The sequence below is a fragment of the Aquabacter sediminis genome, assembly GCF_028863665.1.
Taxonomy (GTDB): Bacteria; Pseudomonadota; Alphaproteobacteria; order Rhizobiales; family Xanthobacteraceae; genus L1I39.
In genome coordinates this window covers 373,572-399,997 of the sequence record NZ_JARBFX010000006.1, presented here as the reverse complement: position 1 = coordinate 399,997, position 26,426 = coordinate 373,572, and the positions used below count along the sequence as shown (strand labels likewise).

The following is a 26,426-nucleotide window of genomic DNA, read 5'->3' as shown; positions in this document are numbered from 1 at the left end:
CTCAGCCCCAAGGGGACTTGAGCCACAGGCCCGAGCGCACCACCGCCAGCAGGGAGAGGCCATAAGCCAGCAGCGCGACCGCAAGCGCCGCGAACAGCGCATGGAGCGAGCCGGTCGCCGCCAGCGCCAGCCAGCCACCACCCAGCGCGATCACGAGGCGCAGGAAGCCGCCAACGGTGGGCCAGAACAGCCGCCCCGCCCCCTGCGCGGCGAAATAAAGCGACAGGCCGATGCCGAAGAAGCCGTAGAAGGGGCCGACGCTGCGCAGATAGGCGCTGCCCACGGCGATCATGTCCGGCTCCGCGCTGAAGAGCGCCAGCCAGGCTTCGGGAAACAGCGCGGCGGTGAGCCCGATGGCCTCGGTCACCGTGAAGGCCAAGGCGGCCCCGGTGAGGGCGATGCGCACGGCCCGGGCGTTCTGGCCCGCGCCCATATTGGTGCCCACCAGCGCCACCACCGGCGCGCCGATGCCGAAGATGAGCGGAATGAGCAGATATTCCAGGCGCACCCCGGTGCCGAAGCCCGCCACCGCTTCCACCCCCGCATGGGCGGCCACCAAAGCGGTGGCGCCGGCGATCACAATGTTGGTCTGGATCGACTGCAACGCGGAGAGCAGGCCGACGCGGGTGATGGAGACGATCGGCGCCCATTGCAGGCGGACCCAGCGAAACCGCGCCGCATTGCGGCCGGACAGGATGTACCCGGCCAAGGCCAGGGTGCCGCCCGCATAATAGGCCACCAAGGCCAGGCCCCCGCCGGCAATGCCGAAGCCAGGAATCGGGCCGAACCCAAAGATCAGGAGTGGCGAGAGCGGGATGAGCAGGGCGACCCCGATGCAGGTGATAAGGGCCGGGACCAGCATGTTGCCGGTGCCTCGCACCACGCTGGCGAGGCCGTTCATGGTCCAGGCCAGCGCATTGCCCGCAAACACCACATTGGAATAGGTGAGCGCCGCCTCCAGCTCCCCGCCCGATCCCCCCAGAAGGGCATAGATGGGCCGACCCGCGGCCAGCAAGAGCACGGAGAAAGCAAGCCCGAACAGCAGGTTGATGGCGATGGCGTGGAGCACGAGCCCATCCGCCACATCCCGCTGCCCCGCCCCCAGCGCGCGCGCGACGGCGGACGAGATGCCGCCGCCCAGCGCCCCGGCGGAAATGGTCGTCATCAGCATCACCGCCGGGAACACCAAGGCCATGCCGGCCAGGGCATCGGTGCCGAGCTTGGCCACCCACCAGGTCTCGATCAGGCCGGAGGAGGCCTGGGCCAGCATGATCAGGACATTGGGCCAGGCGAGCCGCAGCAGCAGCGGCACCACCGGCGCCTCCAGCAGGCGCCGGGTGCGATGATCGTCCGGCAGGGCCCGTGACGGCCCGGCAACATGCGGCTGGACCCGGTCCGTCATGGGGGTGTCCTCTCAGATCGCCTCGAGCGCCAGGGCGATGCCCTGGCCGCCGCCGATGCACAGCGTGACCATGCCCTTGGTGAGGCCGTCCCGCTTCATGGAATGGAGCAGCCGGGTCACCAGGATGGCCCCCGTCGCACCGATGGGATGGCCATGGGCCACCGCGCCGCCCTCCACATTGACGATGTCCTCCGGCAGGCCGAGTTCCTGCACCACGGCCAGCGGCACGGCGGCGAAGGCCTCGTTGATCTCGATGCGCTCCAGGTCCGAGATTGCCCAGCCGGCCCGCGCCAGGGCGCGCTTCACCGCCGGGACCGGCCCGAGGCCGAACAGGCCCGGCTCCACTGCCGCGACCCCGTAGCCGGCCAGGCGGGCGATGGGCGCAAGGCCCTTGGCGTCCGCAGCGGCGCGGGAGGCGACGATCATGGCGGCGGCACCGCTATTGAGGCCGGGCGCATTGCCGGCGGTGATGGTGCCCTCCGGCTGGAAGGCGGGGCGCAGCTTGGCGAGGGTCTCCACCGTAGTGTCGGGGCGTGGCGCCTCGTCCACAGCGAAGAGCTCCACGCCCTTGCGGCCCTTCACCTCCACCGGGACGATCTCGTCCGCGAAGTGCCCGGCCGCCTGTCCCTGCGCGAAGCGCTGCTGCGAGCGGGCGGCGAAGGCGTCCTGCGCGGCGCGGCTGATCTGGAGCTTCGAGACCAAGTCCTCCGTGTGCCAGCCGGAATGTTCGCCCGAAAGGGCATCCTGGAGGCCGTCGGTGAGCATGCTGTCGAGGATCTCGGCCGGCCCCATGCGATAGCCCCAGCGGCCGCCATCCAGGAGATAGGGCGCCCGGTCCATATTCTCCATGCCGCCGGCCACGACCAATTCCGCCGCGCCGGCCACGATTTCCTGCGCGGCGCTGACGATGGCCTGCGCGCCCGAGCCGCAGACCCGGTTCACCGTGACCGCGGGCACCGCGACGGGCAGGCCGCCATTCAGGGCCGCCTGGCGGGCCGGGTTCATCCGGTTGCCTGCCTGAATCACATTGCCCATCACCACGCTGTCTACGGCGGCTGGATCGAGCCCGGCGCGCCGCAGGGTCTCGCGCACCACGATGGCGCCGAGCTGGGTGGCGGGGATGGTTTTCAGGGCGCCGTTATAGGCGCCGATGGCGGTGCGCACGGGATGGGCAAGGATGATGTCGGTGGCCATGGGGGCCTCCTGGGTTGGGATCTGAAGTGGGGGTCAGGCCTTCGCCGAAGCGGGCGGGCTTCCGGAGCGCTCGCGCACCACCAGGATGGCGATGGCGGCGATGAGGCAGAGGATGCCGGCCACGAAGAAGGCGGGCAGGTAAGTCTGGTAGAAGGTGCGGCTGAAGCCGGCGCCATAGGCGGCGACGCCTGCGCCGATCTGGTGCCCGGCGAAGATCCAGCCGAAGACCAGGTTGGAGCGCGCGCCGAACCGGTCGGCGGCGATCTTCACTGTGGGCGGGACGGTCGCCACCCAGTCAAGGCCGTAGAAGACCGCGAAGATCGACAGGCCGTAGAAGGTGAAGTCGCTGAAGGGCAGATAGAGCAGCGAGAGACCGCGCAGGCCATAATACCAGAACAGCAGGAGGCGGCTGTCATAGCGGTCGGAGAGCCAGCCCGACCCCACCGTGCCAATGAAATCGAACACGCCCACCATGGCCAGCATGCCGGCGGCGGTGACGGCGGGCAGGCCATAATCCCCGCACAGGGAAACGAAATGGGTCTGCACCAGGCCGTTGGTGCTGGCGCCGCAGATGAAGAAGGTGCCGAACAGCACCCAGAAGGTGGCGGTGCAGGCGGCCTCGCGCAACGACAGGAGCGGCGAGGCCAGCATGGCCGTGAACGTCGAAGGGGCGGCGGGCGTGGGCACCGCCTCCGTCGCTCCGTAGGGTAGGAGGCCGAGGTCGGCGGGGCGGTCGCGCATGAGCGCCAGCAAAGCGAGGGCAGCGAGGAAGATCATACCGAGCACCAGCGCCAGCGCGCCGCGCCAGCCGATGGTATCGGTGAGGCGGGCGAGCAAGGGAAGGAACACCAATTGTCCGGTGGCGGTGCTTGCGGTGAGCAAGCCCATGACGAGTCCGCGTCTGGCGGAGAACCAGCGGGTGGCGACGGTGGCGCCCAGCACCATGGCGGTGAGCCCGGTGCCAAGCCCCACCACCACGCCCCACAGCAGCACCAGGTGCCAGAGCCGGCTCATGAAGAACGAGCCGGCAATGCCCGCGCCGATGAGGGTGAGGGCCACCACCGCCACGGGGCGCAGGCCGAACCGGTTCATGAAGGCCGCCGCGAACGGGCCCATGAGGCCGAACAGAATGAGGCGGATGGCAAAGCTCGACGAGATGTCGGCGGTGGCCCAGCCGAACTCCGCCTGCAACGGGCCGATGAGCACGCCCGGCGCGCCCACGGCGCCCGCCGTCACCAACATGGTCAGGAAGGTGACGCCCGCCACCACCCAGCCATAGTGGATGCCGCGCGCAGCGAACGCGCCGGGCAGGCCGGGCGGGAGGGAGGTGGAGGCGGAAGGTGCGGTCATGGCGGATCCAGATGTGGGTATATGCCCGTAAATGAGCGTAGAATGGCGCGCGGACGCGCCCTCACACGGCGGCGAGAATGTCCTTGAGCGCAGCGATCTTCTCGGGGCCGAGCCGCGCCTCGATCTGGCCCTGGCAAGTTTCCCAGGCCGGCGAAGCCTGGTTGAAAAGCCCGATGCCGCGCTCGGTGAGGGCGACCACGGTCTCCCGCTGGTCCTCGTCGCTGCGCAGGGTCTTCATCAGCCCCATCCCTTCCAGCACGCGGACATTGCGACCCATGGTGGAGCGGTCCAACTCCGCAAGGCGCGCCAGCTCGGTCAGGCTGAGCGGTCCCTTTACGGTGATGATCCGCAGCAGGGCGAACTGGGCGACGTTGATGCCAAAGGGGGCAAGCACCGCATCATAGGCCGCGCTGGCACGCCGGGCCGCCTTGCGGAGCACATTGCAATAGCAGGGGGTCGTCATGGGTGCGTGTATATACCCGCATGTCACCCCCGTCCAGCCCCGCGAAGGATTTGCCCTTACCCTTTCTCCTTGAGCTTCTGCATCAGCTTGAGCAATTGCCGCAGCAGGGCGGAGCCGTCATTGCGTCGGTAGCTGACGATGATGGGGCTGGAGAAGCGCTCGTTCAGGTCCAGCAGGCGCACGTCATCCCGCCCCAGGCGGCGGATGGAGGCGGGGACGATGCAGATGCCCATGCCGGAGGCCACGAGGCCGAGCGCCGTCTGCACGTCGCGCGCCTCCATGCCGATCTGGGGCGAGAGGCCAGCTTCCCGGTAGAAGGAGAGCACCTGGTCCGCATAGCTCGGGCGGGGCGAATGGGGATAGAGGATGAGCGGCTCGGCCTGGAGGTCGGCCAGGCGCGGCCGCGCGCCGGCCTGTGCCAGGGGATGGGCGGCGGCCACCGCCGCGCAGAGGGGCTCCTCTCGCAGCACCTCGCGCACCAGCGCCTCGTCCTCGAAGCGCAGCCGGCCGAAGCCCACATCGATGCGCCCATCCTTCAGCGCCGCCATCTGCTCCAGCGTGGTCATTTCAAGCAGCTGGACATTCACCTGCGGCGCGTGGATACGGAATTCGCGGATCAGCTCGGGCAAGGCGTCATAGAGGGTGGAGGCGACGAAGCCGATATTGAACTGGAAGACCATGCGCATACCGATGCGCCGAGTGGTGGTCTTGATCTCCTCCATGCGCTGGAGGATTTGCGCGCCCTGCTCGAACAGATGGCGTCCCGCCTCGGTGAGCTTCAGCGGCCGCCCCCGGTCGAGGAGCCGCACCCCCAGTTCCTCCTCCAATTGCTGGATCTGCCGGCTGAGCGGCGGCTGGGCCATGTGGAGGCGCTCCGCCGCCCGGCTGAACGAGCCCTCGGTGGCGACGGTGATGAAGTAGCGCAGATGTCGCAGATCCATGGGGATGTCCGTCGCGAATACTCAGGAGGTATGACGTGGATGGCGATGAGGTACGTATGCATCGCTTGGGTTGAAAATCCAAGGCGTGGACGGCCAGATTGCCCCCGCACGGCGTGTCCATCCCGATCCTATTATACCTAAAGGGTATGAAGATAGACCGAAATGATGTTGGGCCGCGCGCCCGGCGCCGGGTAGGGTCAGCCCCAAGAAGAAGAGCGTGCTCGGACAGTCGCGGGTGCCCTTAAGGGGCGCGTGGCGGTGCGCCATGGGAGGAAACATGACGGCCTTTCAACTGCTTGGCGCATTCCCTGCGCGCGCCGCACGATCGGGCAGCCTCACGGTGCGCCTCGGCGCAGCCTCGCCCGCGCGCCTTCCGCTTCCTTAGAGCCGGAGGATCGGGCGCCCCCGCGTCCCTCTTCAGATCCTCCTTCCAGACGCGGCCCGGGCCGCGCCGCGCACGCTCTGCGGCCGTGCGCGTCTCTTTCGCCTCATCAGGCAACCATCAGAACAAGCGAGGAAACCCATGCCGACACCGATCACGGCCCCGGGAGGGGCGACACGGGACATCAAGGACATCATCGACGCCGGATCCATGACCGGCCGCCGCTGGGCGGTGGTGGGGCTGTGCTTCATCATCGCGCTGCTGGATGGCTTCGACACCCAGTCCATCGCCTTCATCGGCCCGGCCATCGCGCAAGAATTCGGCATGAAGCCGGCGGAAATGACCTGGGTGATCACCGCCTCCATCATCGGCATGACGGTGGGCGCCATCGGGCTTGGCAGTTTCGGCGACAAGTTCGGGCGTCGCAAGGCGATCCTGATCGCCGTCTTCCTGTTCGGCCTGTTCTCCCTCATGGGCGCCTATGCCACCTCGCCGACGCAGATCATCGTGCTGCGCTTCCTGATCGGCCTGGGCATGGGCGGCGCGACCCCCTCCTTGCTGGCGCTCGCCGGTGAATACAGCACCGGCTCCAAGCGCGGCATGATGATCACCGGCGTCCTGCTGGGCCTGCCCGCCGGCGCCATGCTGGGCGGCCTCATCGCGGCGAGCTGGCTGCCGGTGCTCGGCTGGCGCGGCATCTTCCTGCTGGGCGGTGCCATTCCCCTTGCGCTGATGGTGGTGATCTATTTTTTGCTGCCCGAGTCCCCCGCCTACCTCGTCTCCCGCAAGGAGAATGACGGCCAGGCCCAGGCCCGCAAGCTGCTGGAGCAGATGACCGGTCAGCGCATCCCAGCCGACATCCGCCTCGTCAGCCCCGCCAAGGTGCAACGCGGCGGCTCCATCGCCGGCCTGTTCGAGGGCCGCTACCGGGCCGTGACCATCGCCATCTCCGCCATCTATCTGTTCAACTGGATCGCCTGGTTCCTGCTGCTCCAGTGGCTGCCCACGGCCCTCACCGGGCTTGGTCTCGAAAAGGCTCAGGCCGCCTATGGCACGGTCACAGTCAACGCCGCCTTCATCGCCATGGCCCTGCCGCTCTCCTCGTTCCTGCCCAAGGTGGATGCCCGCAAGCTCCTGGTGTTCATGTTCCTGGTGGGCATCGGAACGGCGATCGGGCTCGGCATGGCGGGCGACCGCTGGCCGGTGGTCTTCACCCTGATCGCCGTTGCCGGCTTCGGCATCGGCGGCCAGCAGCTGGTGCTGAACTACCTGATCGCCAATGCCTATCCCACCCAGCTGCGCGCCACCGCCACGGGCTGGGGCATCGGCATCGGCCGCTCGGGGGCCATCGTGGGCTCGGCCATTGGCGGCCAGCTGCTCTCGGGGGCCGGTCCTTCCGGCTACTTCATGGCGCTCGCCATCCCGCTGGCCCTGGCGGCGCTGGCCACCCTCACGGTGCGCACCTCCTCCGAGCCGCAGGGCGAGCCGGTTCCCGCCGCGCACTGACCAAAAGGGGCGACCTTCGCCCCTCCTTTTCCGGCGGCGCGCCTGCGCGCCGCCCCTTTTCTCTCTCCAAAGATGCAGGAGCGCACCCCGTGGCCGAGGCCGTGAAAGTCCAGCGGATCGAGACCTTCATCGTCGACCTGCCGACGATCCGCCCCCACCAGCTGGCCATGGCCACCATGCGCCAGCAGGTGCTGATGATCGTGCGCCTCCACATGTCCGACGGCACGGTGGGCATCGGCGAGGGCACCACCATTGGCGGGCTGGCCTATGGCGCCGAGAGTCCGGAGGGCATGAAGCTCGCCATCGACACCTATATGGCGCCCATCCTCCTGGCCTGCGACGCCAACCGCGTCGCCCGCACCATGGCCACCATCGGCACGTCGGTGCAGGGCAACCATTTCGCCAAGTGCGCGGTGGAGACGGCGCTTCTCGACGCGCTCGGCCAGCGCGTGGGGCTCCCCATCTCCGAGCTGCTGGGCGGGCGCCAGCATGACCGCCTGCCGGTGGCCTGGACCCTGGCGAGCGGCGATACCGAGCGCGACATCACCGAGGCCGAGGAGATGCTGGCGCGCCGCCGTCACAACATCTTCAAGCTGAAGATCGGCAAGGGCGATCCGCGCGCCAATGTGGCCCATGTGGCCGCCATCAAGCGGGCGCTCGGCACGCGGGCGTCCGTGCGGGTGGACATCAACCAGGCCTGGTCGGAGGCCACCGCCTCCGCCATGCTGCCCCTGCTGGCCGAGGCGGGTGTCGACCTGATTGAGCAGCCGGTCGCCCTGCGCAACGTGGCGGGCCTCGCCCGCCTCGCGCGGGAGACGCCGGTGGCCATCATGGCGGATGAGGCCCTTTACGGCCCGGACACCGCCTTCGTGCTCGCCGCCCAGGCGGCGGCCGACGTGTTCGCGCTGAAGATCGAGCAGTCCGGCGGCCTGTTCGCCGCCGCCAAGGTGGCGGCCATTGCGGAAGCCGCCGGCATCGGCCTTTATGGCGGCACCATGCTGGAGGCGGGGGTCGGCACCGCTGCCTCGGCCCATCTCTTCTCCACCCTCGGCCGCCTGGAATGGGGCACCGAATTGTTCGGGCCGCTGCTGCTCACCGAGGAAATCCTGGAAACCCCGCTGGATTATTCCGATTTCGGCCTCGCGGTCCCCACCGGCCCCGGCCTCGGCGTGACCTTGAGCGAGCGCCAGCTCGCCCGCTTCCGCCGCGACCGGGCAGAGCGTTCGCTGCATGTGGTGAGCACCGCCGGGCAGGCGGGCTGAACGCCGCGACCCTTCCAACTTCCACGCCGCCGACCCGGATCGCTCGGGGGCCTTGACCCAATCAGACCAAGACAGGAAACGCCAATGCCTGCGAACCTCATTTCCGACGCCGACAAGAAGCTGCTCGCCGCCCGTGCCGCGGGCACGGACACCGACAAGGGCAATGCCCGCGTCAAGGAGGTCACCGAGAAGCTGCTCTATCGCCTGATGCAGGTGATCGACGAGTGCGATGTTTCCATGGACGAGTTCTGGGCGGCTGTCGCCTTCATCGGCAAGGCGGCCAAGAATGACGAACTGGGCCTGCTGGTGCCCGGCGTCGCGCTGGAGCATTTCCTCGACCTGCGGCTCGACGAGGCCGAGCGCCTCGCGGGCCTTTCGGGCGGCACTATGCGCACCATCGAGGGGCCGCTTTACGTGGCCGGCGCGCCGCTCTCCAAAGGCGAGGCGCGGATGGATGACGGCACCGATCCCGGCGAGATCTTCATCATCGAGGGCCAGGTGACCGACGAGGCCGGCACCCCCATTCCCGGCGCCATTGTCGATATCTGGCACGCCAATTCCAAGGGCGGCTATTCCTTCATCGATGGCGAGCAGGCGCCCTATAATCTGCGCCGGCGCATCGAGACCGACGCGGAAGGCCGCTACCGCGCCCGCACCATCGTGCCCAACGGCTATGGCTGCCCGCCGGAAAGCGCCACCCGCCAGCTGATGACGGCAGTGGGCCGCCATGCGGAGCGCCCCGCCCATGTGCATTATTTCATCTCGGCGCCGGGCTATCGCCAGCTGACCACGCAGTTCAACTTCACCGGCGACGAATATCTTTATACCGACTTTGCCTTCGGCACCCGCGAGGAACTGGTGGTGACGCTGGAGCGCGTGACCGATGCGGAGGCGATCCGCGATGCCGGTTTCAACCAGCCCTTCGCCCGCACGACGTTCGACATCGTGCTCACCAAGGAGCGGGCCGACGCGCCGAAGACGGTGGTCGACCGCGCCCATGTTCCTGCCCATTGAGGGGCGGCTTGAAACCCTGAACCGGTGCGCCCCGTTTGGGCGCGCCGCACGGACCTGACGAGGAGCCGAGCCGTTCCATGGACCAGAAGACTTCCCGCGCCCGCTTCGCCGGCAAGAGCGTGGTGGTGACCGGCGCCGCCCAGGGCGTGGGCAAGCAAGTGGCGCTCGAGGCCGCCGCCGAGGGCGCGCGCCTCGTCATCGTTGACCGCTCGCCCCTCATCCATGAGGTGGCGCGGGAGATCGAGGCCCTTCCCGGCACCGCTCCCGTGGTGGCGCTGGAGGAGGACTTGGAGATCTATGCGGGCAATGAGCGCGTCATGGCCCGCGCCATGGCGGCCCACGGCGCAATCGACGTGCTGGTGACCAATGTGGGCGGCGCCATCTGGATGCGGCCTTTCCATACCTTCAGCGAGGCGCAGATCGAGGCGGAGATCAGTCGTTCGCTCTTTCCCACCCTGTGGGGTTGCCGCACAGCCTTGCCCTATCTGCTGGAGCAGGGGCGCGGCGCCATCGTGAATGTCTCGTCCATCGCCACCAAGGGCATCAACCGCATCCCCTATTCAGCATCCAAGGGCGGCGTGAACGCGCTGACCGCCTCGCTTGCCTTCGAGCTGGCCGGCACCGGCATTCGCGTGAATGCGGTGGCACCGGGCGGGGTGGCCGCTCCGCCGCGCCGCATTCCGCGCGGCACCGACCTCCCCACGGATCAGGACAAGGCCTGGATGCAGGAGGTGGTGGACCAGACGGTCCGCTCCACCCATCTGGGGCGCTATGGGGAGCTTGCCGAAATCTCCGCTGCCATCCTGTTCCTGGCCTCTGACGAGGCCTCCTACATCACCGGCACGGTCCTTCCCGTGGGTGGAGGTGACCAGGGTTAGGATCGGCTCCCACTCTGCGCTCTGTGGAACGCCTCCCGCCTTTCAGGCCGTCAGGCAGGGCACGGCTGGCCGAGGCGCCCGCTTGCCTTATGATGTGCACCCGCGCTCGCCCTCTCACCGCGGGCGCAAAAACGCACCGCCAGCGTGAACCAAAGCGTGGCGGAGGCGTTGTGCCGGGTGCCCCAAACTTGGGCGCCGCATAAGGTCAGGGGGAAGGCAAGGTGGCGGAGCCGCGTCCAGATCTCGCGGAGGTGTTTCCCGGCTCGAGCGAAATGGCCGCTCGCATGCGGGCGCACGACTGGTCGAAAACGCCGCTGGGCGATCCGCGGTCCTGGCCGGAGGGTCTGAAGATCCCGCTGCGCATGCTGCTCACCTCAAGGTTCGAGATGTGGCTCGGCTGGGGGGAGGACCTGAATTTCTTCTATAATGACAGCTACATTCCCACCCTCGGCCTGAAGCATCCCGCCATGCTCGGGCGCCCCTTCCGCGAGGTTTGGGCGGAGGTCTATGAGGATGTGGCTGACCAGGTGGCGCGCGTGCGCGCGGGAGAGGCCACCTGGAACGACGCCCTCCTCCTGCTGCTGGAGCGCAGCGGCTTTCCCGAGGAGACCTATCACAGCTTTTCATACAGTCCGCTGTTCGGGCCAACAGGCGCGGTGGATGGGCTGCTCTGCGTGGTGACGGAAGTCACTGAGCGCGTCATCGCCGAGCGCCGGCTGGGTTCGCTGCGCATGCTTGGCATGGAGCTGGTGGGCACAACCACCGATGAAGCGGTCTGCGCCGCCGCCCGCACCGTGTTGGGCGCCAATCCCCGCGATTTTCCATTCGCCCTGATCTATCTGCGGGGCGAGAAGGGGTGGCGGGGCGTTGCCTGTTCGCAGGCCGCTGGGCCGCTTGTGTCCCACCCCTGGCCCCTGGATGCGCCACTGGAAAGCCGCGCAGCCCCCTGGCGCCTCCTTGATCTGCCGGTGGACCTGCCCCGCCCCATGGGGGCCTGGGAGGTGCCGCCCGCGCGCGCGCTGCTGGTGCCCATACCCGGGGCTTCCGAGGAAGGGCCGGCGGGACATCTGGTGCTGGGCCTCAACCCCTATCTGCGCAGCGACACCGATGTGACCGATCTCGCGCGCCTGCTGGCCGGGCAGATCAGCGGCGCCCTGGCCAATGTGGCGGCCTTGGCGGAGGAGCGGCGGCGTGCGGACCGCATCTGGTCCCATTCGCGCGACCTGCTGGTCACGGTGACCGCTGATGGCATCTTTCGCTCGGTCAGCCCCTCATGGACCCGTATCCTCGGCCATGCGCCGGACCAGGTGGTCGGCCGCAACTTTGCGGAATTCATGCCGCCCGAGGACGTGCCGGGCTCCGCCTCCGCCTTGCGGCGGGCTGTCGGGGGGGAGGACCTGACCGCGTTCGAGAACCGATTCCGCACCGCTGACGGCGGGCTGCGCTGGATCTCCTGGCACACGGCGCGGGAGGGCGGTCTCGTCTTTGGCTATGGCCGCGACATTACCGAGCAGAAGGCCAATGCCGAAGCCCTCCTGCACGCCGAGGAGGCGCTGCGCCACGCGCAGAAGATGGAGGCCGTGGGCCAGCTGACGGGGGGCATCGCCCATGATTTCAACAACCTGCTGACGGGCATCACGGGCTCCCTCGACATGATCCGCCGGCGGCGTGCGCGTGATGCGGGCGCGGACGTCGGGACTTATCTATCCATCATCGGCGCCTCCGCCGACCGGGCGGCATCGCTCACCCAGCGCCTCCTCGCCTTTTCCCGCCGCCAGTCGCTGGATCCGCGGCCCGTGGATGTGATGGCGCTGGTGCGGGGGATGGAAGACCTCATCCGCAAGTCCATTGGCGAGCTGATCACGCTGGAAGTGCAGGCGCCAGCCGACCTGTGGCCCGCAACCTGCGACCCCAACCAGCTGGAAAGCGCCATTCTCAACCTGGCGATCAATGCCCGGGATGCCATGCCCCATGGCGGACAGCTGGCCATCGCGGCCAGGAACCTGCCGGTGGAGGAGGCGCAGTGTCGACGCTACCGGCTGGCACAGCCGGGCGACTATGTCCTTGTCGCCGTCTCCGATACCGGCCATGGCATGTCGGCCGAGACCATGGCCAAGGCCTTCGACCCCTTCTTCACCACCAAGCCGCTGGGCAAGGGGACAGGGCTTGGCCTGTCCATGATCTATGGCTTCACCCAGCAGTCCGGCGGTTCCACCTGCATCGAGAGCGCGCCAGGGGCGGGAACGAAGATGATGCTTCTTCTGCCGCGCAGCGATGCACCCGCCGAACAGGCGCCCTCCGACAGTCCGGGCCTGACGCTGCGCCATGCCGGCCAGACGGCGCGGGTGCTGGTGGTGGAGGACGAGGCCGCGGTGCGCGCCCTGGTGGTGGAGGCGCTCGCCGAGGTCGGCTACGGGGTGATGGAGGCGGCCGACGGTCCCTCGGGCTTGGCTATCCTGGAGTCCGGCGCCGTGATTGATCTCCTGGTGACCGATGTGGGGCTACCCGGCATGAACGGGCGCCAGCTGGCGGATGCGGGGCGGGCGCGGCGTCCGGGCCTGAAGGTGCTGTTCGTCACCGGCTATGCCCACGAGCTGGATCTCGGCCAGGCAGACCGCCGGCCGGGCACGGAGCTGCTGACCAAGCCGTTCGAGTTGGACACGCTCCTTGCCCGCGTCGAGGCGATGACCGCCGCGCCATCCGTCCGCATGGTGCGTGCAGGCCAGGCCTGAGCCGACCGGAACTGAGCGCCGCCCAGCTTCGCCGGTTGGACATGGGATCGCCGAATCTGCGACGCCTGCGCCCGGCATGTTCGCCTGCGCGAGACACACGGGCCACACCCCCGCAAGCCACCTCCACGCTCGGCACGCCGCCTAGCAATCCCCCCTTGGGCGCCCAGCAATGCAGCACGCCGGGCGTGGCATCCCCTTGTTTGCGCGCTTGGGATGGCAGGATCAGGGCGTGGCGGTCCCCGCCCGCCCGTTGACTTGCGAGACAAACAAAAACCCCGCCGGAGATCCGACGGGGCTTCTGGTCTCGAGCACCGCGCCAAGGCGCGGCAGATGCGAGGTGCAACCCTGGCCGAAGCCAGGACGACATCACTTCAGAGCGTTGAAGGAGGTCGCGAAGGAGAGGCTGGCGACGAACTTGTTGCCGCAAGCATTCTGGTTGCTGATCATGAAGGCGCAGTTGTCGTTGCTCAGATCCGTGCCGGAGTAGCGCAGATCCAGGGTGGCCGCCTTGTAGGTGAAGCCAACGCCGACGTTCCACCAATTGTAGCCAGCGATCGTGGTGTTGTAGGTGTAGCCGGTGAAGACGTTGGTCACGTCGTAATTGTAGGCGCTGGTGGACAGCCACTGATGGCCGAACTCGCCAGACAGGTACCAGCCGAAGTCGCCGCCGGGGCCGAACGCGGGCAGCGGAACCTTGGCGGTGACCGAGAGCGCGGTGCCGTCGGTGCCGGTGGCAGCGAAGTCGCTGGTCCAGTAGAGGTTCAGGCCGAGGTTCAGCCAGGGCGCCACCTGATAGGAGGGCTTGGCGTAGATTTCCCAGTAATTGTAGTCGGTCGAGCCGGGGCCGGTGGACAGGCCGGTGGCCGGGTCAACCGAGGCGCTGCTGCCGGGATAGGTGTAGTACACCGCGCCGACGTCGAGGGTGAAGTTGTTCCAGGTGTGGCGCAGGCCACCCGAGAAGTCCACTTCCAGCGAGCTGTTGGGGTTGGTGTAGCCGAGACCCGAAATGGTGGTGCCGACCCAGTTAACGTTGGAGCCCCACACGTTCAGGTAAACCCAGTCGAACAGCTGCAGCTCGACATAGCCCTGGATGGCGGGGTTGTTGTTGGTCTGGCTGATGCCGCGGAACAGATAGTCGGACGTGCCAGTCACACCGAAGGCCAGGTCCCACATGGGGGGCGGCGGCGGCGCCACCACGGCCTTCACGGGCATCGTCGACAGATCGGCCGCGAAAGCCGAGCCGGCGATCATCGTGCTGGCAGCGGCAGCGAGTGCGAGCTTTTTCATACACCTACCCCCAAGAAGAAATCTGATTTGATTGAGACCAAATTTCTCCACATTGTCCAATGTGAAAAAAGGAGCACGCGCTGACCAAAAATTAGACAACACCGCATGAATGCTGGATTTCAATGTTGCAAAATCGCAACGGGCAGGGGAAACTCAGCGCACGGCCAAGGTTTAGGCCGCAGTGCAGCATCCTCTTTCCGTGTGGGAAATGCCTGTCCTGCGGCCCGACTGTGTCAGGGGCGCAACAGGAGGAGCGGGCGACCGCGCTCGGGAACCTTCGCCCAGCTGCCATCTTCCTGTCGCGCGAATCGCACCGGCGGTGCACCCGAGCCGGACTCCACCAGGACATTCCCGCCCTCGATCCGCCAGCCCGAAGGGACGAACTGCGAAAGCCCCGCGTCGCATCCCGGTGCCACCCGCACCATCAGGCTGCCACCGGGTCCGGGGTCAGGAGAAAGGGTCCAGCGGCAGATGGGCTTGCCGGCCGTCCGGGCGAGGTCCCAGTCGCCGGTCATCTCCTCCACCGACACCTCAATGCCGCTCTGCGCGGCGGGATGGGCGAGGAAATAGACGCCGTCGCCCTCGCGCAGGGCCTCGTAGCTGCCGCCCGTGGCCTCGGTGAACTCGACCCCAAGGCGGCCTTGCGCGTCCAGCAGCCGGATGGCGCCGGAGGGGTCCAGCGACCAGGCGACCATCTGCGGGGCGAAGGCGATGGCCGTGCAGGGACCCCCCTCCTGGCTGACCAGGAAGGCCGCACCGGAGCCCGATGCTGCATTTGACGCGGGGTCCGCGCGCAGCGTCAGGGGGCAGGTGCGCGCGCCATCGGCGCTGGACAGGATGAAGGGGCCGGCAATCTTCTGGGCGGCCGCCTGGAGCGCCGGGTCGACCTTGGCCGGCCTGGGCGGTGCAGGCTTCTGGGTTGCCGGCCGAGGCTCGCTTTTCGGCGTGCCCGCACCTTGGGCGAAGGTGGGGGAGATGGACGCGTCCAGCCCGGCGCCAAGGCTCGCGGCACACAAGGCGAGAAGGAGCGGGGCGGTAGGCAGGCGCATCATGGGGCAAGGCTAGCCCAGGCCCCCGCAATGGGGAAGCGCGTCAATGCCGCTGCAGGCGGCGGGGAGCGGACGACGGGTGTCGTCCGCTCGGGTGCAAGGCGGGCCGCCTCAGGCCTTCGGCCAGGGGGTCTCGGCGACCGGGGTGATGGGCCCCTTGCCCGCGAACCAGGAGAGGATGTTGTCCACCACCAACTGCCCCATGGCAGTGCGCGTGTAGTGGGTGGAGGAGCCCACGTGAGGCAGCAGCACCACATTCTGCATGGCGATCAACTCGGCCGGCACGCGCGGCTCGTCCTCGAACACATCAAGGCCGGCGGCGCGGATGGTCCCGGCTTTCAGGGCGGCGATAAGGGCCTGCTCGTCCACCACGGTGCCGCGCGCCACATTGATCAGGATCCCGTCGGGGCCCAGCGCCTCCAGCACCTGCGCATTGATGAGGTGCTTCGTGGAGGGACCACCGGGCAGGATGAGGATGAGCGTGTCCACGTCAGCAGCCAGCGCCACCAGGTCGCCATAGTGGCGATAGGGCAGGTCCGCCTGCGGGGTGCGGGTGTGATAGGAGATGGGCAGGCCGAACGCTTCGATCCGGCGGGCGATGGCCTTGCCGATGCGGCCCATGCCAACGATGCCCACCTTGCGCTCGCGCAGGGTGAGGCCCAGCGGATAGGCGCCGTTGAGCCATTTGCCTTCGCGCAGGAAGCGATCCGCCTGGGGGATCTCGCGGACGGTGGCGAGCAGCAGGCCCAGCGTCAGGTCGGCCACTTCCTCGTTGAGCACTTCGGGTGTGTTGGTGACCACGACGCCTCGCTTCGCGGCGGCGGACGCGTCCACGGTGTCGTAGCCGACGCCGAAATTGGAGACGATCTCAAGCTTGGGCAGGCGGGCCATCATGGCCTCGTCCACCTTCAGGCGGCCGCGGGTGGCGATGGCGCGGATCTCGGGGCCGTGGGCCGCGATCGCCCCTTCCACGTCCATGCCGCCCACCAGGGTGAAATGCTCGGCCAGTTGCCGCTCCACCACATGATCCATCACAGAGCCGGTGGTGAGGAGGAAGGGGCGGGGGGCTGAGGTCATGGCGCAAGCTCGGTCGTTGGGGGCGGTCCGCCGCCGGGTGGCGGCCTTGCCTGGATAAGCGCCCCGGCAGGCGGATTCAATGGCTTGTTCAATCGTTTTAAAATTCACTTGATCCAGCCGGGCGGCCACACCATGATCGTTCGCGTACCGCCGAGACGTGTCCGGCTCCAGCCGGAGGCTTCCCGCAAAAGGCGGACGAACGACCGTTTCCTGCGGTCCAAAGAAAGGCCCGGCCCCGCCTCAAGGCGGAGAGACCGAAGGCCGATAGATCGGGTTGGAAGTCTCAGGGAGCTTTTACGGATGGCGACCGTCGACATTCGCGGTGTGAAGAAAGCCTATGGTACGACGGCCGTGATCCACGGCGTCGATGTGGAAATTCGCGACGGTGAGTTCGTCGTCCTGGTGGGGCCCTCCGGCTGCGGCAAGTCCACCCTCCTGCGCATGATTGCCGGGCTGGAAAATATCACCGGTGGGGAGATCCTGATCGGCAACCGCGTGGTCAACGAGGTGCCGCCCAAGGAACGGGACATCGCCATGGTGTTCCAGAACTACGCGCTCTATCCGCACATGACGGTGGCCGACAATATGGGCTTCTCGCTGAAGCTGCGAAAGGCGCCCAAGTCGGAGATCGACGGGCGCGTGCAGCGGGCGGCGGGCATTCTGGGCCTGACCCATCTGTTGGACCGCTATCCCCGCCAGCTCTCCGGCGGCCAGCGCCAACGCGTGGCCATGGGCCGGGCCATCGTGCGCGATCCGCAGGTGTTCCTGTTCGACGAGCCGCTCTCGAACCTCGATGCCAAGCTGCGCGTGCAGATGCGCACTGAGATCAAGGAACTGCACCAGCGCCTGAAGACCACCACGGTCTATGTCACCCACGACCAGATCGAGGCCATGACCATGGCCGACAAGATCGTGGTCATGCATGACGGCATCGTGGAGCAGATCGGCGCCCCGCTCGACCTGTATGACCGGCCCGCCAACCAGTTTGTGGCCGGCTTCATCGGCTCGCCGGCCATGAACTTCATCAAGGGCACTGTGCGCCTCAATGGCCGGGCGACCTTCGTCACCGACAGCGGCGCCACCTTCCCCCTCGACACCGCACCCGCCGGCAGCGACGGACGCCGGGCCATCTATGGCCTGCGGCCCGAGCATGTGCGGCTCGATCCCGCCGGCGTGCCCGTCGAGATCATCGTGGTGGAGCCGACCGGCTCCGAGATCCTCGCGGTGGCTCGCATCGGCGAGGAAGGCAAGGGCAGCCAGGAGATCACCCTCCTGTTCCGCGAGCGCCTGGCCCTTGCGCCCGGCGAGACCATCCGCATCATGCCTCTGGAGGGCATGCCGCATCTGTTCGACGAGGCAAGCGGTACGCGCCTCGCCAGCTGAACCGCGCCGAAAAGACCGCTCGCACAAGACGAAGCGGCCGGCGCTTGAAGTGACCCCAAGACGTCACCGGAGGAACGCCAAATGGATATTTCCCGTCGCAATCTTCTCATGAGCGGCGCCGGGCTTGCCGGCGCGGCCGCATTGGGCGGCATGGCCGGGCGGCCGGCTTTCGCGCAGGGCGCCATGCCCGAGTTCAAGCCGGAAGCCGGTGCCTCGCTGCGCGTGCTGCGCTGGTCGCCCTTCGTGAAGGGCGAGGAGGATGCCTGGCTCGCCAACACCAAGAAGTTCACCGAGGCCACCGGCATCGAGGTGCGCATCGACAAGGAGAGTTGGGAGGACATCCGTCCCAAGGCGGCGGTGGCCGCCAATGTGGGCTCGGGCCCGGACATCGTGTGGGTGTGGTTCGATGACGCCCAGCAATATCCCGACAAGCTCCTGGACGTGACGCCGCTGGCCACTGCGCTCGGCAACAAGTATGGCGGCTGGTACGAGGCCCCCGCCCTCTATGCCAAGAAGGATGGAAAGTTCATCGCCCTGCCGCTGGCAACCATCGGCAATGCGGTCGTTTATCGCGACAGCTGGATGAAGGAAGCCGGCTTCAGCGAGTTCCCGAAGGACACCAAGGGCTTCCTTGAGCTCGGCAAGGCGCTCAAAGCCAAGGGCCATCCCATGGGCTTCACGCTCGGCCATGGCGTCGGCGACGGCAACAATTTCTGCCACTGGGTGCTGTGGAGCCACGGCGGCAAGATGGTGGATGACAACGGCAAGGTGGTCATCAACAGCCCTGAGACGGTCGCCGCCCTGAAATATGTGGCCGAGCTCTACAAGACCTTCATTCCGGGCACCGAGAGCTGGCTCGACGTGAACAACAACCGCGCCTTCCTGGCCGGCGAAATCTCCTGCACCGCCAATGGTGTGTCGGTGTATTACGGGGCCAAGAACGACCCCAAGCTCGCCGACATGGCGGCGGACATGCGCTCCACCAACTTCCCCATCGGCCCGGTGGGCAAGGAGATCGAGCTGCACCAGACCACCTCTGCCTGCATCTTCAAATATTCCAAGTTCCCACAGGCGGCGCAGGCCTATCTCGCCTTCATGTTCGACGCGCCGCAGATGAATGCCTGGATCACGGGTGCCAGCGCCTATTGCTGCCAGACCCTCAAGGCCTTCGCCTCCAATCCGGTGTGGACCGACAACCCGATCCACAAGCCCTATTCGCGGGCGTCCGAGACCCTGCGGCCGAACGGCTATTCCGGCCCGCTCGGTCCCCAGTCCGCGGCCGCTATGGCGGACTGGATCGTGGTGGACATGGTGGCGGAAGCCGCCACCGGCCAGCGCACTCCCGAGGAAGCCGCCCGGCGCGCCGAGCAGCGCGCCAGTCGCATCTATCGCTGAGGACGGGGCCGGGCGTCCCTTGGGCGCCCGGCTCGCTCCATCCGTGATGCGTCTCCCCCTGGAGGCGCAGGCCGGCTGACAGAGCCGGGACGCGAGGGCGCGCCCCGGGCCTTCATCCTTCCTTTCGGTTCAAGTCTTCAGAGGCGGTTTCATGGCAGACGTGGCGGCGCGGGAGGCCCCTCGGGCATCCGGCAGATCCTGGTGGGCCGGCATCGGCCAGGGGCGGCATGTGCTCGGCCTCGTATTTCTTCTGCCGGCGGCGGTGTTCCTGCTGCTGTTCCTCACCTACCCGCTCGGGCTCGGCGTGTGGCTCGGCTTCACCGACACGCGCATCGGCCGGGAGGGGGTCTTCATCGGACTGGAGAACTACCAGTTCATGTGGGAGGATAGCGTGTTCTGGCTGGCGGTGTTCAACACCGTCCTCTACACGACCGCCGCCTCAATCCTGAAATTCGCACTCGGCCTGTGGCTGGCGCTGCTGCTGAACCAGCACCTGCCGTTCAAGAGCTTCTTCCGCGCCATCGTGCTGCTGCCGTGGGTGGTGCCCACCGTGCTGTCCGCCATCGCATTCTGGTGGATCTTCGACGCCCAGTTCTCGGTGATTTCGTGGGCTCTCATCAAAATGGGGCTCATCGATCACAACATCAACTTCCTCGGCGATTCCACCAATGCGCGGGCGTCCGTGATCGCCGCCAATGTGTGGCGCGGCATTCCGTTCGTGGCCATCTCGCTGCTGGCGGGCCTCCAGACCATCCCGCAATCCCTGCATGAGGCGGCGACTTTGGATGGGGCGAGCGGCTGGCAGCGCTTCCGCTTCATCACCTTGCCCATGCTCTCGCCCATCATCGCGGTGGTGATGACCTTCTCGGTGCTGTTCACCTTCACCGACTTCCAGTTGATCTATGTGCTCACCCGAGGCGGGCCGCTCAATGCCACCCATCTGATGGCGACCTTGTCCTTCCAGCGGGCCATTCCCGGCGGCCAATTGGGCGAGGGCGCGGCCATTGCAGTGGCTATGATCCCCTTCCTGCTGGCGGCGATCCTGTTCAGCTATTTCGGCCTGCAGCGCCGCAAGTGGCAGCAGGGCGGGGGCGACTGATGCGCGCCTTCATCCTTCTCACGCCCCGCACCGCGATCCACCCCCCGCTTCGGGAGGCCCGGCCATGAGCAACTCGTCCGTCACCGACAATTCCACCGGCATGAGCTATCTGGACAGCCTGCCGAAGCGCCTGATCACGGTGGTCCTGCCGCTGCTCATCTTTGTCTTCGTGCTGTTGTTTCCGTTCTATTGGATGGCGATCACCGCCATCAAGCCGAACTACCAACTGACCGACTACACCAATTACTCTCCTCTCTGGGTGGTGGAGCCCACCCTTGAGCACATCAAGTATCTGTTGTTCGAGACCTCCTATCCGGGCTGGCTCTGGAACACGATGCTGATTTCGGTGTGCGCCACCTTCATCTCGCTGATGGCTTCGGTGTTCGCCGCCTATGCCATTGAGCGCCTGCGCTTCCATGGCTCGCGCTGGGTCGGGCTCGGCATCTTCCTGGCCTATCTGGTGCCGCCGTCCATCCTGTTCATCCCGCTGGCGCTGATGGTGTTCAAGCTCGGCATCTACGACACCAAGCTTGCCCTCATCCTCACCTATCCCACCTTCCTCGTGCCTTTCTCCACCTGGCTGCTCATGGGCTATTTCCGCTCCATTCCTTATGAGCTTGAGGAGTGCGCCCTGGTGGACGGGGCCTCGCGCTGGCAGATCCTCATCAAGGTGCTGCTGCCGCTTTCCGTGCCGGGCCTGATCTCGGCGGGCATCTTCTCCTTCACCTTGTCCTGGAACGAGTTCATCTATGCGCTGACCTTCATCCAGTCGTCGGAAAACAAGACCGTGCCGGTGGGCGTGCTCACCGAGCTGGTGCGATCGGACGTCTATGAATGGGGAGCCTTGATGGCGGGCGCGCTGATCGGCTCGCTGCCGGTGGTGATCCTCTATTCCTTCTTCGTGGACTATTACGTCTCATCCATGACCGGTGCGGTGAAGGAATAGGGTCAGGCCTACGGGGCATGGGACCGGGCGGGGCCGGGGCCGAAGGGCTGCGGCCCCGTTGCCTTTTGCGCTGCCGCATGGCACCCCTCACGCAACGACGATGGGGGCTTGGGGACGATGCTCGAACGCGCGCTTGAACAGGTGCTGTTCCGCAGCCGCTGGCTGATGGCGCCCTTCTATGTGGGGCTGGTGGTCTCGCTGCTGGTGCTGCTGTTCAAGTTCGGCCACGAACTGCTGCACTTCGTCACCCACGCGGTCAGCGCCTCCGAGAGCGACATCATCCTGGGCGTGCTGACGCTGGTGGACCTGACCTTCACCGGCAACCTGGTGCTGATCGTCATCTTCTCGGGCTACGAGAACTTCGTCTCCAAGATTGACCCGAAGGGGCATCCGGACTGGCCGGAATGGATGACGCAGGTGGACTTTGCCGGCCTCAAGCAGAAGCTGTTGGCCTCCATCGTGGCCATCTCCGCCATCGCGCTGCTCAAAGCGTTCATGAATTTGAAGCCGGATGCGGACCCGAGCTACCTGACCTGGCTCGTCATCATCCACGTGGTGTTCGTCGGCTCGAGCCTGGTGCTCGCCTTCTCCGACAAGATCAGCGCCAAAGGCCACTGATCCGACAGCCGGGGGCCGCCTCGGCACCCTTGTGCGGCATCAGGTCTCGTCTGGGGCTTCGCTGTCGGTGCCGCCTTGCGGCTCGCCCTCGATTTCTGCGGGAGCGTCGATGACCACCCGACCGGCCGCCACCTCGACCACCGGAACGGCGGCGCGGGTGAAGGGCACGAGGCGCGTCTTGCCGCCTCCGGCGGGGGCATATTCAAGAATGTCGCCGGCGCCGAAGTCGAACAGGGCGGTGACGGTGCCGAGCAGCGTGCCATCGGGGGCCTCGGCGCGCAGGCCGATCAGGTCGGCATGGTAGAAGGTGTCCTCGTCCTCGGCGGGCGGCAGGGCCTCGCGGGGCACAAAGAGGTCCGTGTTAGTGAGCTTCTCGGCCGCATTGCGGTCGTCGACGCCCTTCAGGCGGGCGACGAAATGGTCCTTGGCAGGGCGCAGGCTCGCCACCGTAAAGGTGCGGGTGCCAGCTTCATCCGTGAGGGGATAGTCGAACAGCGCCTCGGGGTCCGCCCCGAAGACGAACAGGCGCACTTCGCCCCGCACCCCGTGCGGCGCGCCGATGCGCGCGATGAGAACACGGTCGGTCATGGCAGGCCCTGCATGCTGAAACGGTGTCATCCCGCCACCGTCTCCGGGGCGGGCGGAAAAGCGCGCCGGCGGGGCCGCCGCGCTTCAGGGCGAAAGGACGGCACCCCCGCGGTCACGACGACCGGCGCGGGGAGCCGTCCATGCCACCTCACTCGGCGGAGGCGGCGGCAGCGGCGGCTTCGGCGGCCTTGGCCCGCTCGGCGGCGCGCTCCTGGGCCTTCTTGCCGGGCTCGGCCTTCTTCGGGTTGTTGCGGGCTTCGCGCTTCAGGAGGCCCTGGGCGTCGAGGAAGCGGGCCACGCGATCGGTGGGCTGGGCGCCCTTTTCGAGCCAGGCCTTGGCCTTCTCCACGTCGATGGTGACGCGCTCACCGGCGATCAGCGGGTTGTAGGTGCCGATCTTCTCGATGAAGCGGCCGTCGCGGGGCGAACGGGCGTCAGCGACGACGATGCGGTAATAGGGGCGCTTCTTGGCGCCGCCGCGGGCGAGGCGGATCTTCAGGGACATGGGACTTTTCCTTTCAAGGCGTCATGTTTCGGACCGCGACGTCCAGGCAGAAGCGAGGCCGGCGCGGGGTTGGGGTGGAGGCGCGGGCGAAGGTCCGCACACGGCCGGTCGATCCGGCCGCGACGGCGCTCTCCGCCGCGCGGTCACTTCTTCTTCGGACCTCCGAGACCCGGAAGGCCGCGCGGCAGGCCGGGAAGCCCGCCGGGGAAGTTGGGAGGCAGGCCCTTTCCAAGGCCCGGCATGGTCGGCGGCAGCCCGCCAGCGCCACCGGGCATCTTCTCGGCCATCTGCTGAAGCATTTCCGGTGAAGGCCCGCCTCCGCCAAGGCCGAACATGTTGGCGAGGCCCGCCATGGGGCCGCGCTTGCCGGCGGCCCCGCCCATGGCCTTCATCATGTCGGCCATCTGACGATGCATTTTCAGCAGCCGGTTGATCTCTTCCACCTTGGTGCCCGAGCCCGCGGCCACGCGGCGCTTGCGGGAGGCGTCCAGCACCTTCGGGTTCCGCCGCTCCTGGCGGGTCATGGAATTGATGATGGCCACCTGCCGGCGGAAAACCTTGTCGTCGATATTGGCCGATGCGATCTGGTTCTTCACCTTGGCGATGCCGGGCAGCATGCCCATGAGGCCGGACATGCCGCCGAGCTTCTGCATCTGGCCGAGCTGGTCGCGCAGGTCTTCGAGATCGAACGCGCCCTTGCGCATCTTCTCGGCGACGGCCTTGGCCTTCTCGACGTCGATATTTTCGACCGCCTTCTCGACGAGGGCCACCACGTCGCCCATGCCGAGGATGCGGCCGGCCACGCGCTTGGGATCGAAATCCTCCAGCGCGTCCATCTTTTCGCCGGTGCCGATCAGCTTGATGGGCTTGCCGGTGACGGCGCGCATGGAAAGGGCTGCGCCGCCGCGCCCGTCGCCGTCGGCGCGGGTGAGGATGATGCCGGTGAGGCCCACGCGGGCGTCGAACGCCTTGGCGGTGTTCACCGCGTCCTGGCCGGTGAGGGCGTCGGCGACGAGGAGCACTTCGTGCGGCCCGGTGGCGGCCTTCACCTCGGCCACCTCCGCCATCAGCCCCTCGTCGAGGGTGACGCGGCCGGCGGTGTCGAGCATCACCACGTCATAATTGCCGAAGCGGCCCGCCTCCATGGCGCGGCGGGCGATCTGCACCGCCGACTGGCCGGCCACGATGGGCAGCGTCGCCACGCCCACCTGGGAACCCAGCGTCGCCAATTGCTCCATGGCTGCCGGGCGGCGGGTGTCGAGCGAGGCCATCAGCACGCGGCGCTTGCCCTTCTCGGTCAGGCGCTTGGCGATCTTGGCGGTGGAGGTGGTCTTGCCCGAGCCCTGCAGGCCGACCATGAGGATCGGCACGGGGGCAGGGGCGTTGAGGTCGATGGGATCGGCGTCCGAGCCCAGCATGGCGACGAGTTCGTCATGGACGATCTTCACCACCATCTGGCCGGGGGTCACGGACTTGACCACCTCGACGCCGATGGCGCGCTCGCGCACCTTGTCGGTGAAGCTCTTCACCACGTCGAGGGCGACGTCCGCCTCGATCAGGGCGCGCCGCACTTCGCGCATGGCTTCCCCGACGTCGGCCTCGGTGAGCGCGCCGCGCCGCTTGAGCTTGTCGAGTATGCCGCCGAGGCGGTCGGAAAGGCTGTCGAACATGGGTCCGTCCGGTGATCTCCGGCCGCAAGGCCAGAGGGGTTTCGCGAGGGTGCGCCCAACGCCCATCGCGCCCGAGGGCGCATCGCGCTGTCGGGCGGGGACCTCCGGGCTCTCGGCCCGGTCGGCTGGATCGGCGTGGCCGTCCTCTTGAAGGGCGCGTTCTTAACACCCGAAAGCCGGCGAGACAATGGCCGGCTTACATTGGGCACCCTTTGGGCGCCTTTGGTCTCTTGCCGGCCCCGCCCGCTCACAAGGCGAGGCTGGTGGTGCCCTTCATCAGGATTGGCCCCGTGGGCCGCCCGATGGGAGAGCCCCCACGGGGCTCCAGGGTGATCTCGAACAGTTGGTCCGGCCCGGTGCGCGGCAGAGTCTTCAAGTCGAGCCGGATGCGCCGCGCCTCGCCCGCAAGGCCGATGGAGACGGGACCTCGCGCCGGGTCCTGGAGCGTCCACACTTCCAGCACCCGGCCATCGGGAACGGCGATGGGGCGCAGCGGAATGAGGTCGGCGGTGCCGTCCGCATAGGCGTTCACAACCGCCGCCGGCTCGCCCTGGGCTTCCATGAGCACCGCCACGAATTGCGGCTGCGGCGCCCGCCCGAGCGGGCTGAAGGCGATGGCCAGAACCAGGAGGAGGCTTGCCGCCGCGCCCGCAAAGCCCGCCGTGCGCCAGAAGCCGAGGCTGTCCCATAGGCGCGCCATAAGGCTGTCCGCCCCGCCATGCGTGGCGCGCCCGGCCGACGGCCGGGCCGGCGCCGTCTCGGCGCGCGCGGGTGAGGGCTCGGGTGCCGCTCTGGGGGAGGATGCTGGCGCCTCGTCCTGGTCCAGCGTCGCGGCGATGCGGGCGAACAGGGCTGGATCTGGCGCGCCTGCGGGCGCGGTGATGTCCAGCTCGGCGAAGCGTGCGCGCCAGGTTTCCACCAGGGTGGCAAAAGCGGCATCAGCGTGCACCCGCTGGGCGGCTCGCGCCTCGTCGGGCGCGTCCAGAAGGCCGAGCACATATTCGGCGGCCAGCAGTTCGGTCTCGTCGGGGGGCGCGCTCATGCCAGGCACTCCCGCAGCGAGAGGAGGGAGCGGCGGATCCAGGACTTCATGGTGCCGAGCGGCACGCCGAAGCGCCCGGCCAATTCGCCATGGGTGAGGCCGCTCACATAGGCCAGCAGCAGCGCGCCGCGCCGGGGCGCCTCCAGCCGCTCGAGGCATGCCCGCAGGCGTCCGGATTCCGACAGACGCAGCATCGCCGCCTCGGGGCTGTCCTCCGGCGCTTCGAGGCCGAGCGGCTCCATGTCGTCCATCAGGTCGGTGCGGGTCTCCCCGCGCAGGATATTCAGGGCGCGATGGCGCAGGATGGCATAGATCCAGGTGCGTCCGCCGCCTCGCGTCGGATCAAACGAGCCCGCCTGCCGCCAGATCAGGACGAAGCTGTCATGCACCGCCTCTTCGGCCAGGGCATCGCGGCGCAGGATGCGGCGGGCGACCCCAAGCATGCGGCCGGCCTCGGCGGCATAGAGGGCCTGCAGCGCCTCCCGTTCGCCCTTTGCACAGGCAAGAAGCGCAGCTTCGCAATCAAGGACCGGTTCCGTCCGCGCGGCGGCTGTCATCGCGTCGCTCTCTCCCGTTCTGTGACAGTACATGCCGGAGCGGCACTTGGATGCGTCCGCCGCGGGGAAAATTTTTCTGAAGGTCC

General features: G+C 67.7%; 23 protein-coding genes and 1 pseudogene. 11 read left to right on the top strand and 13 right to left on the bottom strand.

The annotated features are described in order from the left end of the window. Position 1: 1 nt before the first annotated feature. The 5 genes from PV781_RS15200 to PV781_RS15180 form a co-directional block, all read right to left on the bottom strand. On the bottom strand, positions 2 to 1,402 hold the full coding sequence (locus tag PV781_RS15200) for an MATE family efflux transporter (protein ID WP_274776470.1): 1,401 nt from the start codon (positions 1,400 to 1,402) through the stop codon (positions 2 to 4). 12 nt (positions 1,403 to 1,414) lie between these two features. Beyond that, positions 1,415 to 2,596 (bottom strand): thiolase family protein, encoded by a 1,182-nt coding sequence (locus PV781_RS15195; RefSeq protein ID WP_274776469.1) that lies wholly within the window; start codon positions 2,594 to 2,596, stop codon positions 1,415 to 1,417. A gap of 33 nt (positions 2,597 to 2,629) precedes the next feature. Next, positions 2,630 to 3,946, bottom strand: coding sequence for an MFS transporter (locus PV781_RS15190; protein ID WP_274776468.1), 1,317 nt, complete (start codon positions 3,944 to 3,946; stop codon positions 2,630 to 2,632). A gap of 61 nt (positions 3,947 to 4,007) precedes the next feature. After that, a complete protein-coding gene (locus PV781_RS15185; RefSeq protein ID WP_274776467.1) occupies positions 4,008 to 4,409 on the bottom strand; it encodes a MarR family winged helix-turn-helix transcriptional regulator in 402 nt (133 codons plus the stop codon). A gap of 56 nt (positions 4,410 to 4,465) precedes the next feature. Further along, on the bottom strand, positions 4,466 to 5,350 hold the full coding sequence (locus tag PV781_RS15180) for a LysR family transcriptional regulator (protein ID WP_274776466.1): 885 nt from the start codon (positions 5,348 to 5,350) through the stop codon (positions 4,466 to 4,468). Between the two features lie 523 nt (positions 5,351 to 5,873). Between PV781_RS15180 and PV781_RS15175 the strand changes: the two genes are divergently transcribed. From PV781_RS15175 to PV781_RS15155, 6 genes and pseudogenes are all read left to right on the top strand, one after another. Further along, positions 5,874 to 7,238, top strand: a complete 1,365-nt coding sequence (locus tag PV781_RS15175) for an MFS transporter (RefSeq protein ID WP_274776465.1) — start codon at positions 5,874 to 5,876, stop codon at positions 7,236 to 7,238. Between the two features lie 89 nt (positions 7,239 to 7,327). Further along, positions 7,328 to 8,500 carry a muconate/chloromuconate family cycloisomerase gene (locus PV781_RS15170; RefSeq protein WP_274776464.1) on the top strand — a complete coding sequence of 391 codons (1,173 nt, stop codon included), beginning with the start codon at positions 7,328 to 7,330 and terminating at the stop codon, positions 8,498 to 8,500. A gap of 84 nt (positions 8,501 to 8,584) precedes the next feature. Further along, complete coding sequence (locus tag PV781_RS15165; protein WP_274776463.1) at positions 8,585 to 9,514, top strand: dioxygenase family protein; 930 nt, start codon at positions 8,585 to 8,587, stop codon at positions 9,512 to 9,514. A 77-nt stretch (positions 9,515 to 9,591) separates the two neighbouring features. Next, positions 9,592 to 10,392, top strand: a complete 801-nt coding sequence (locus tag PV781_RS15160; protein ID WP_274776462.1) for a 1,6-dihydroxycyclohexa-2,4-diene-1-carboxylate dehydrogenase — start codon at positions 9,592 to 9,594, stop codon at positions 10,390 to 10,392. 272 nt (positions 10,393 to 10,664) lie between these two features. Then, positions 10,665 to 11,081: pseudogene (locus tag PV781_RS24125) on the top strand (PAS domain-containing protein); the annotation flags it as partial. Between the two features lie 297 nt (positions 11,082 to 11,378). Beyond that, positions 11,379 to 13,124: a response regulator gene (locus tag PV781_RS15155; protein ID WP_425532406.1), complete on the top strand. Its 1,746-nt coding sequence runs from the start codon at positions 11,379 to 11,381 to the stop codon at positions 13,122 to 13,124. A gap of 366 nt (positions 13,125 to 13,490) precedes the next feature. Here PV781_RS15155 and PV781_RS15150 read toward each other — a convergent pair whose 3' ends face one another. The 3 genes from PV781_RS15150 to PV781_RS15140 all read right to left on the bottom strand — a co-directional run bounded on the left by PV781_RS15150 (position 13,491) and on the right by PV781_RS15140 (position 16,537). After that, positions 13,491 to 14,411 (bottom strand): TorF family putative porin, encoded by a 921-nt coding sequence (locus PV781_RS15150; protein ID WP_274776460.1) that lies wholly within the window; start codon positions 14,409 to 14,411, stop codon positions 13,491 to 13,493. Between the two features lie 233 nt (positions 14,412 to 14,644). Further along, a complete protein-coding gene (locus PV781_RS15145; RefSeq protein ID WP_274776459.1) occupies positions 14,645 to 15,463 on the bottom strand; it encodes a protease inhibitor Inh/omp19 family protein in 819 nt (272 codons plus the stop codon). A 108-nt stretch (positions 15,464 to 15,571) separates the two neighbouring features. Further along, positions 15,572 to 16,537: a 2-hydroxyacid dehydrogenase gene (locus tag PV781_RS15140; protein ID WP_274776458.1), complete on the bottom strand. Its 966-nt coding sequence runs from the start codon at positions 16,535 to 16,537 to the stop codon at positions 15,572 to 15,574. A gap of 300 nt (positions 16,538 to 16,837) precedes the next feature. Between PV781_RS15140 and PV781_RS15135 the strand changes: the two genes are divergently transcribed. The 5 genes from PV781_RS15135 (at position 16,838) to PV781_RS15115 (ending at position 21,978) form a co-directional block, all read left to right on the top strand. Then, on the top strand, positions 16,838 to 17,920 hold the full coding sequence (locus PV781_RS15135; RefSeq protein WP_274776457.1) for an ABC transporter ATP-binding protein: 1,083 nt from the start codon (positions 16,838 to 16,840) through the stop codon (positions 17,918 to 17,920). Between the two features lie 81 nt (positions 17,921 to 18,001). After that, positions 18,002 to 19,315: an ABC transporter substrate-binding protein gene (locus PV781_RS15130; RefSeq protein ID WP_274776456.1), complete on the top strand. Its 1,314-nt coding sequence runs from the start codon at positions 18,002 to 18,004 to the stop codon at positions 19,313 to 19,315. Positions 19,316 to 19,466: 151 nt separating this feature from the next. After that, on the top strand, positions 19,467 to 20,414 hold the full coding sequence (locus PV781_RS15125; RefSeq protein ID WP_274776455.1) for a carbohydrate ABC transporter permease: 948 nt from the start codon (positions 19,467 to 19,469) through the stop codon (positions 20,412 to 20,414). A gap of 64 nt (positions 20,415 to 20,478) precedes the next feature. After that, positions 20,479 to 21,360, top strand: a complete 882-nt coding sequence (locus PV781_RS15120; RefSeq protein WP_274776454.1) for a carbohydrate ABC transporter permease — start codon at positions 20,479 to 20,481, stop codon at positions 21,358 to 21,360. A gap of 117 nt (positions 21,361 to 21,477) precedes the next feature. After that, positions 21,478 to 21,978, top strand: coding sequence for a TIGR00645 family protein (locus tag PV781_RS15115; RefSeq protein WP_274776453.1), 501 nt, complete (start codon positions 21,478 to 21,480; stop codon positions 21,976 to 21,978). 39 nt (positions 21,979 to 22,017) lie between these two features. Here the strand turns inward: PV781_RS15115 and rimM are convergent, their stop codons facing one another. From rimM to PV781_RS15090, 5 genes are all read right to left on the bottom strand, one after another. Further along, positions 22,018 to 22,566: a ribosome maturation factor RimM gene (gene rimM, locus PV781_RS15110; protein WP_274776452.1), complete on the bottom strand. Its 549-nt coding sequence runs from the start codon at positions 22,564 to 22,566 to the stop codon at positions 22,018 to 22,020. 148 nt (positions 22,567 to 22,714) lie between these two features. Beyond that, positions 22,715 to 23,071, bottom strand: a complete 357-nt coding sequence (gene rpsP / locus PV781_RS15105; RefSeq protein WP_274776451.1) for a 30S ribosomal protein S16 — start codon at positions 23,069 to 23,071, stop codon at positions 22,715 to 22,717. Between the two features lie 143 nt (positions 23,072 to 23,214). Next, positions 23,215 to 24,741 (bottom strand): signal recognition particle protein, encoded by a 1,527-nt coding sequence (ffh, locus tag PV781_RS15100; RefSeq protein WP_274776450.1) that lies wholly within the window; start codon positions 24,739 to 24,741, stop codon positions 23,215 to 23,217. 247 nt (positions 24,742 to 24,988) lie between these two features. Further along, positions 24,989 to 25,783, bottom strand: coding sequence for an anti-sigma factor (locus PV781_RS15095; protein WP_274776449.1), 795 nt, complete (start codon positions 25,781 to 25,783; stop codon positions 24,989 to 24,991). Further along, entirely contained in the window at positions 25,780 to 26,340 is a 561-nt protein-coding gene (locus PV781_RS15090; protein WP_274776448.1) for a sigma-70 family RNA polymerase sigma factor, read from the bottom strand. Before PV781_RS15090 ends, PV781_RS15095 begins: the two co-directional genes overlap by 4 nt. Positions 26,341 to 26,426 lie beyond the last annotated feature (86 nt).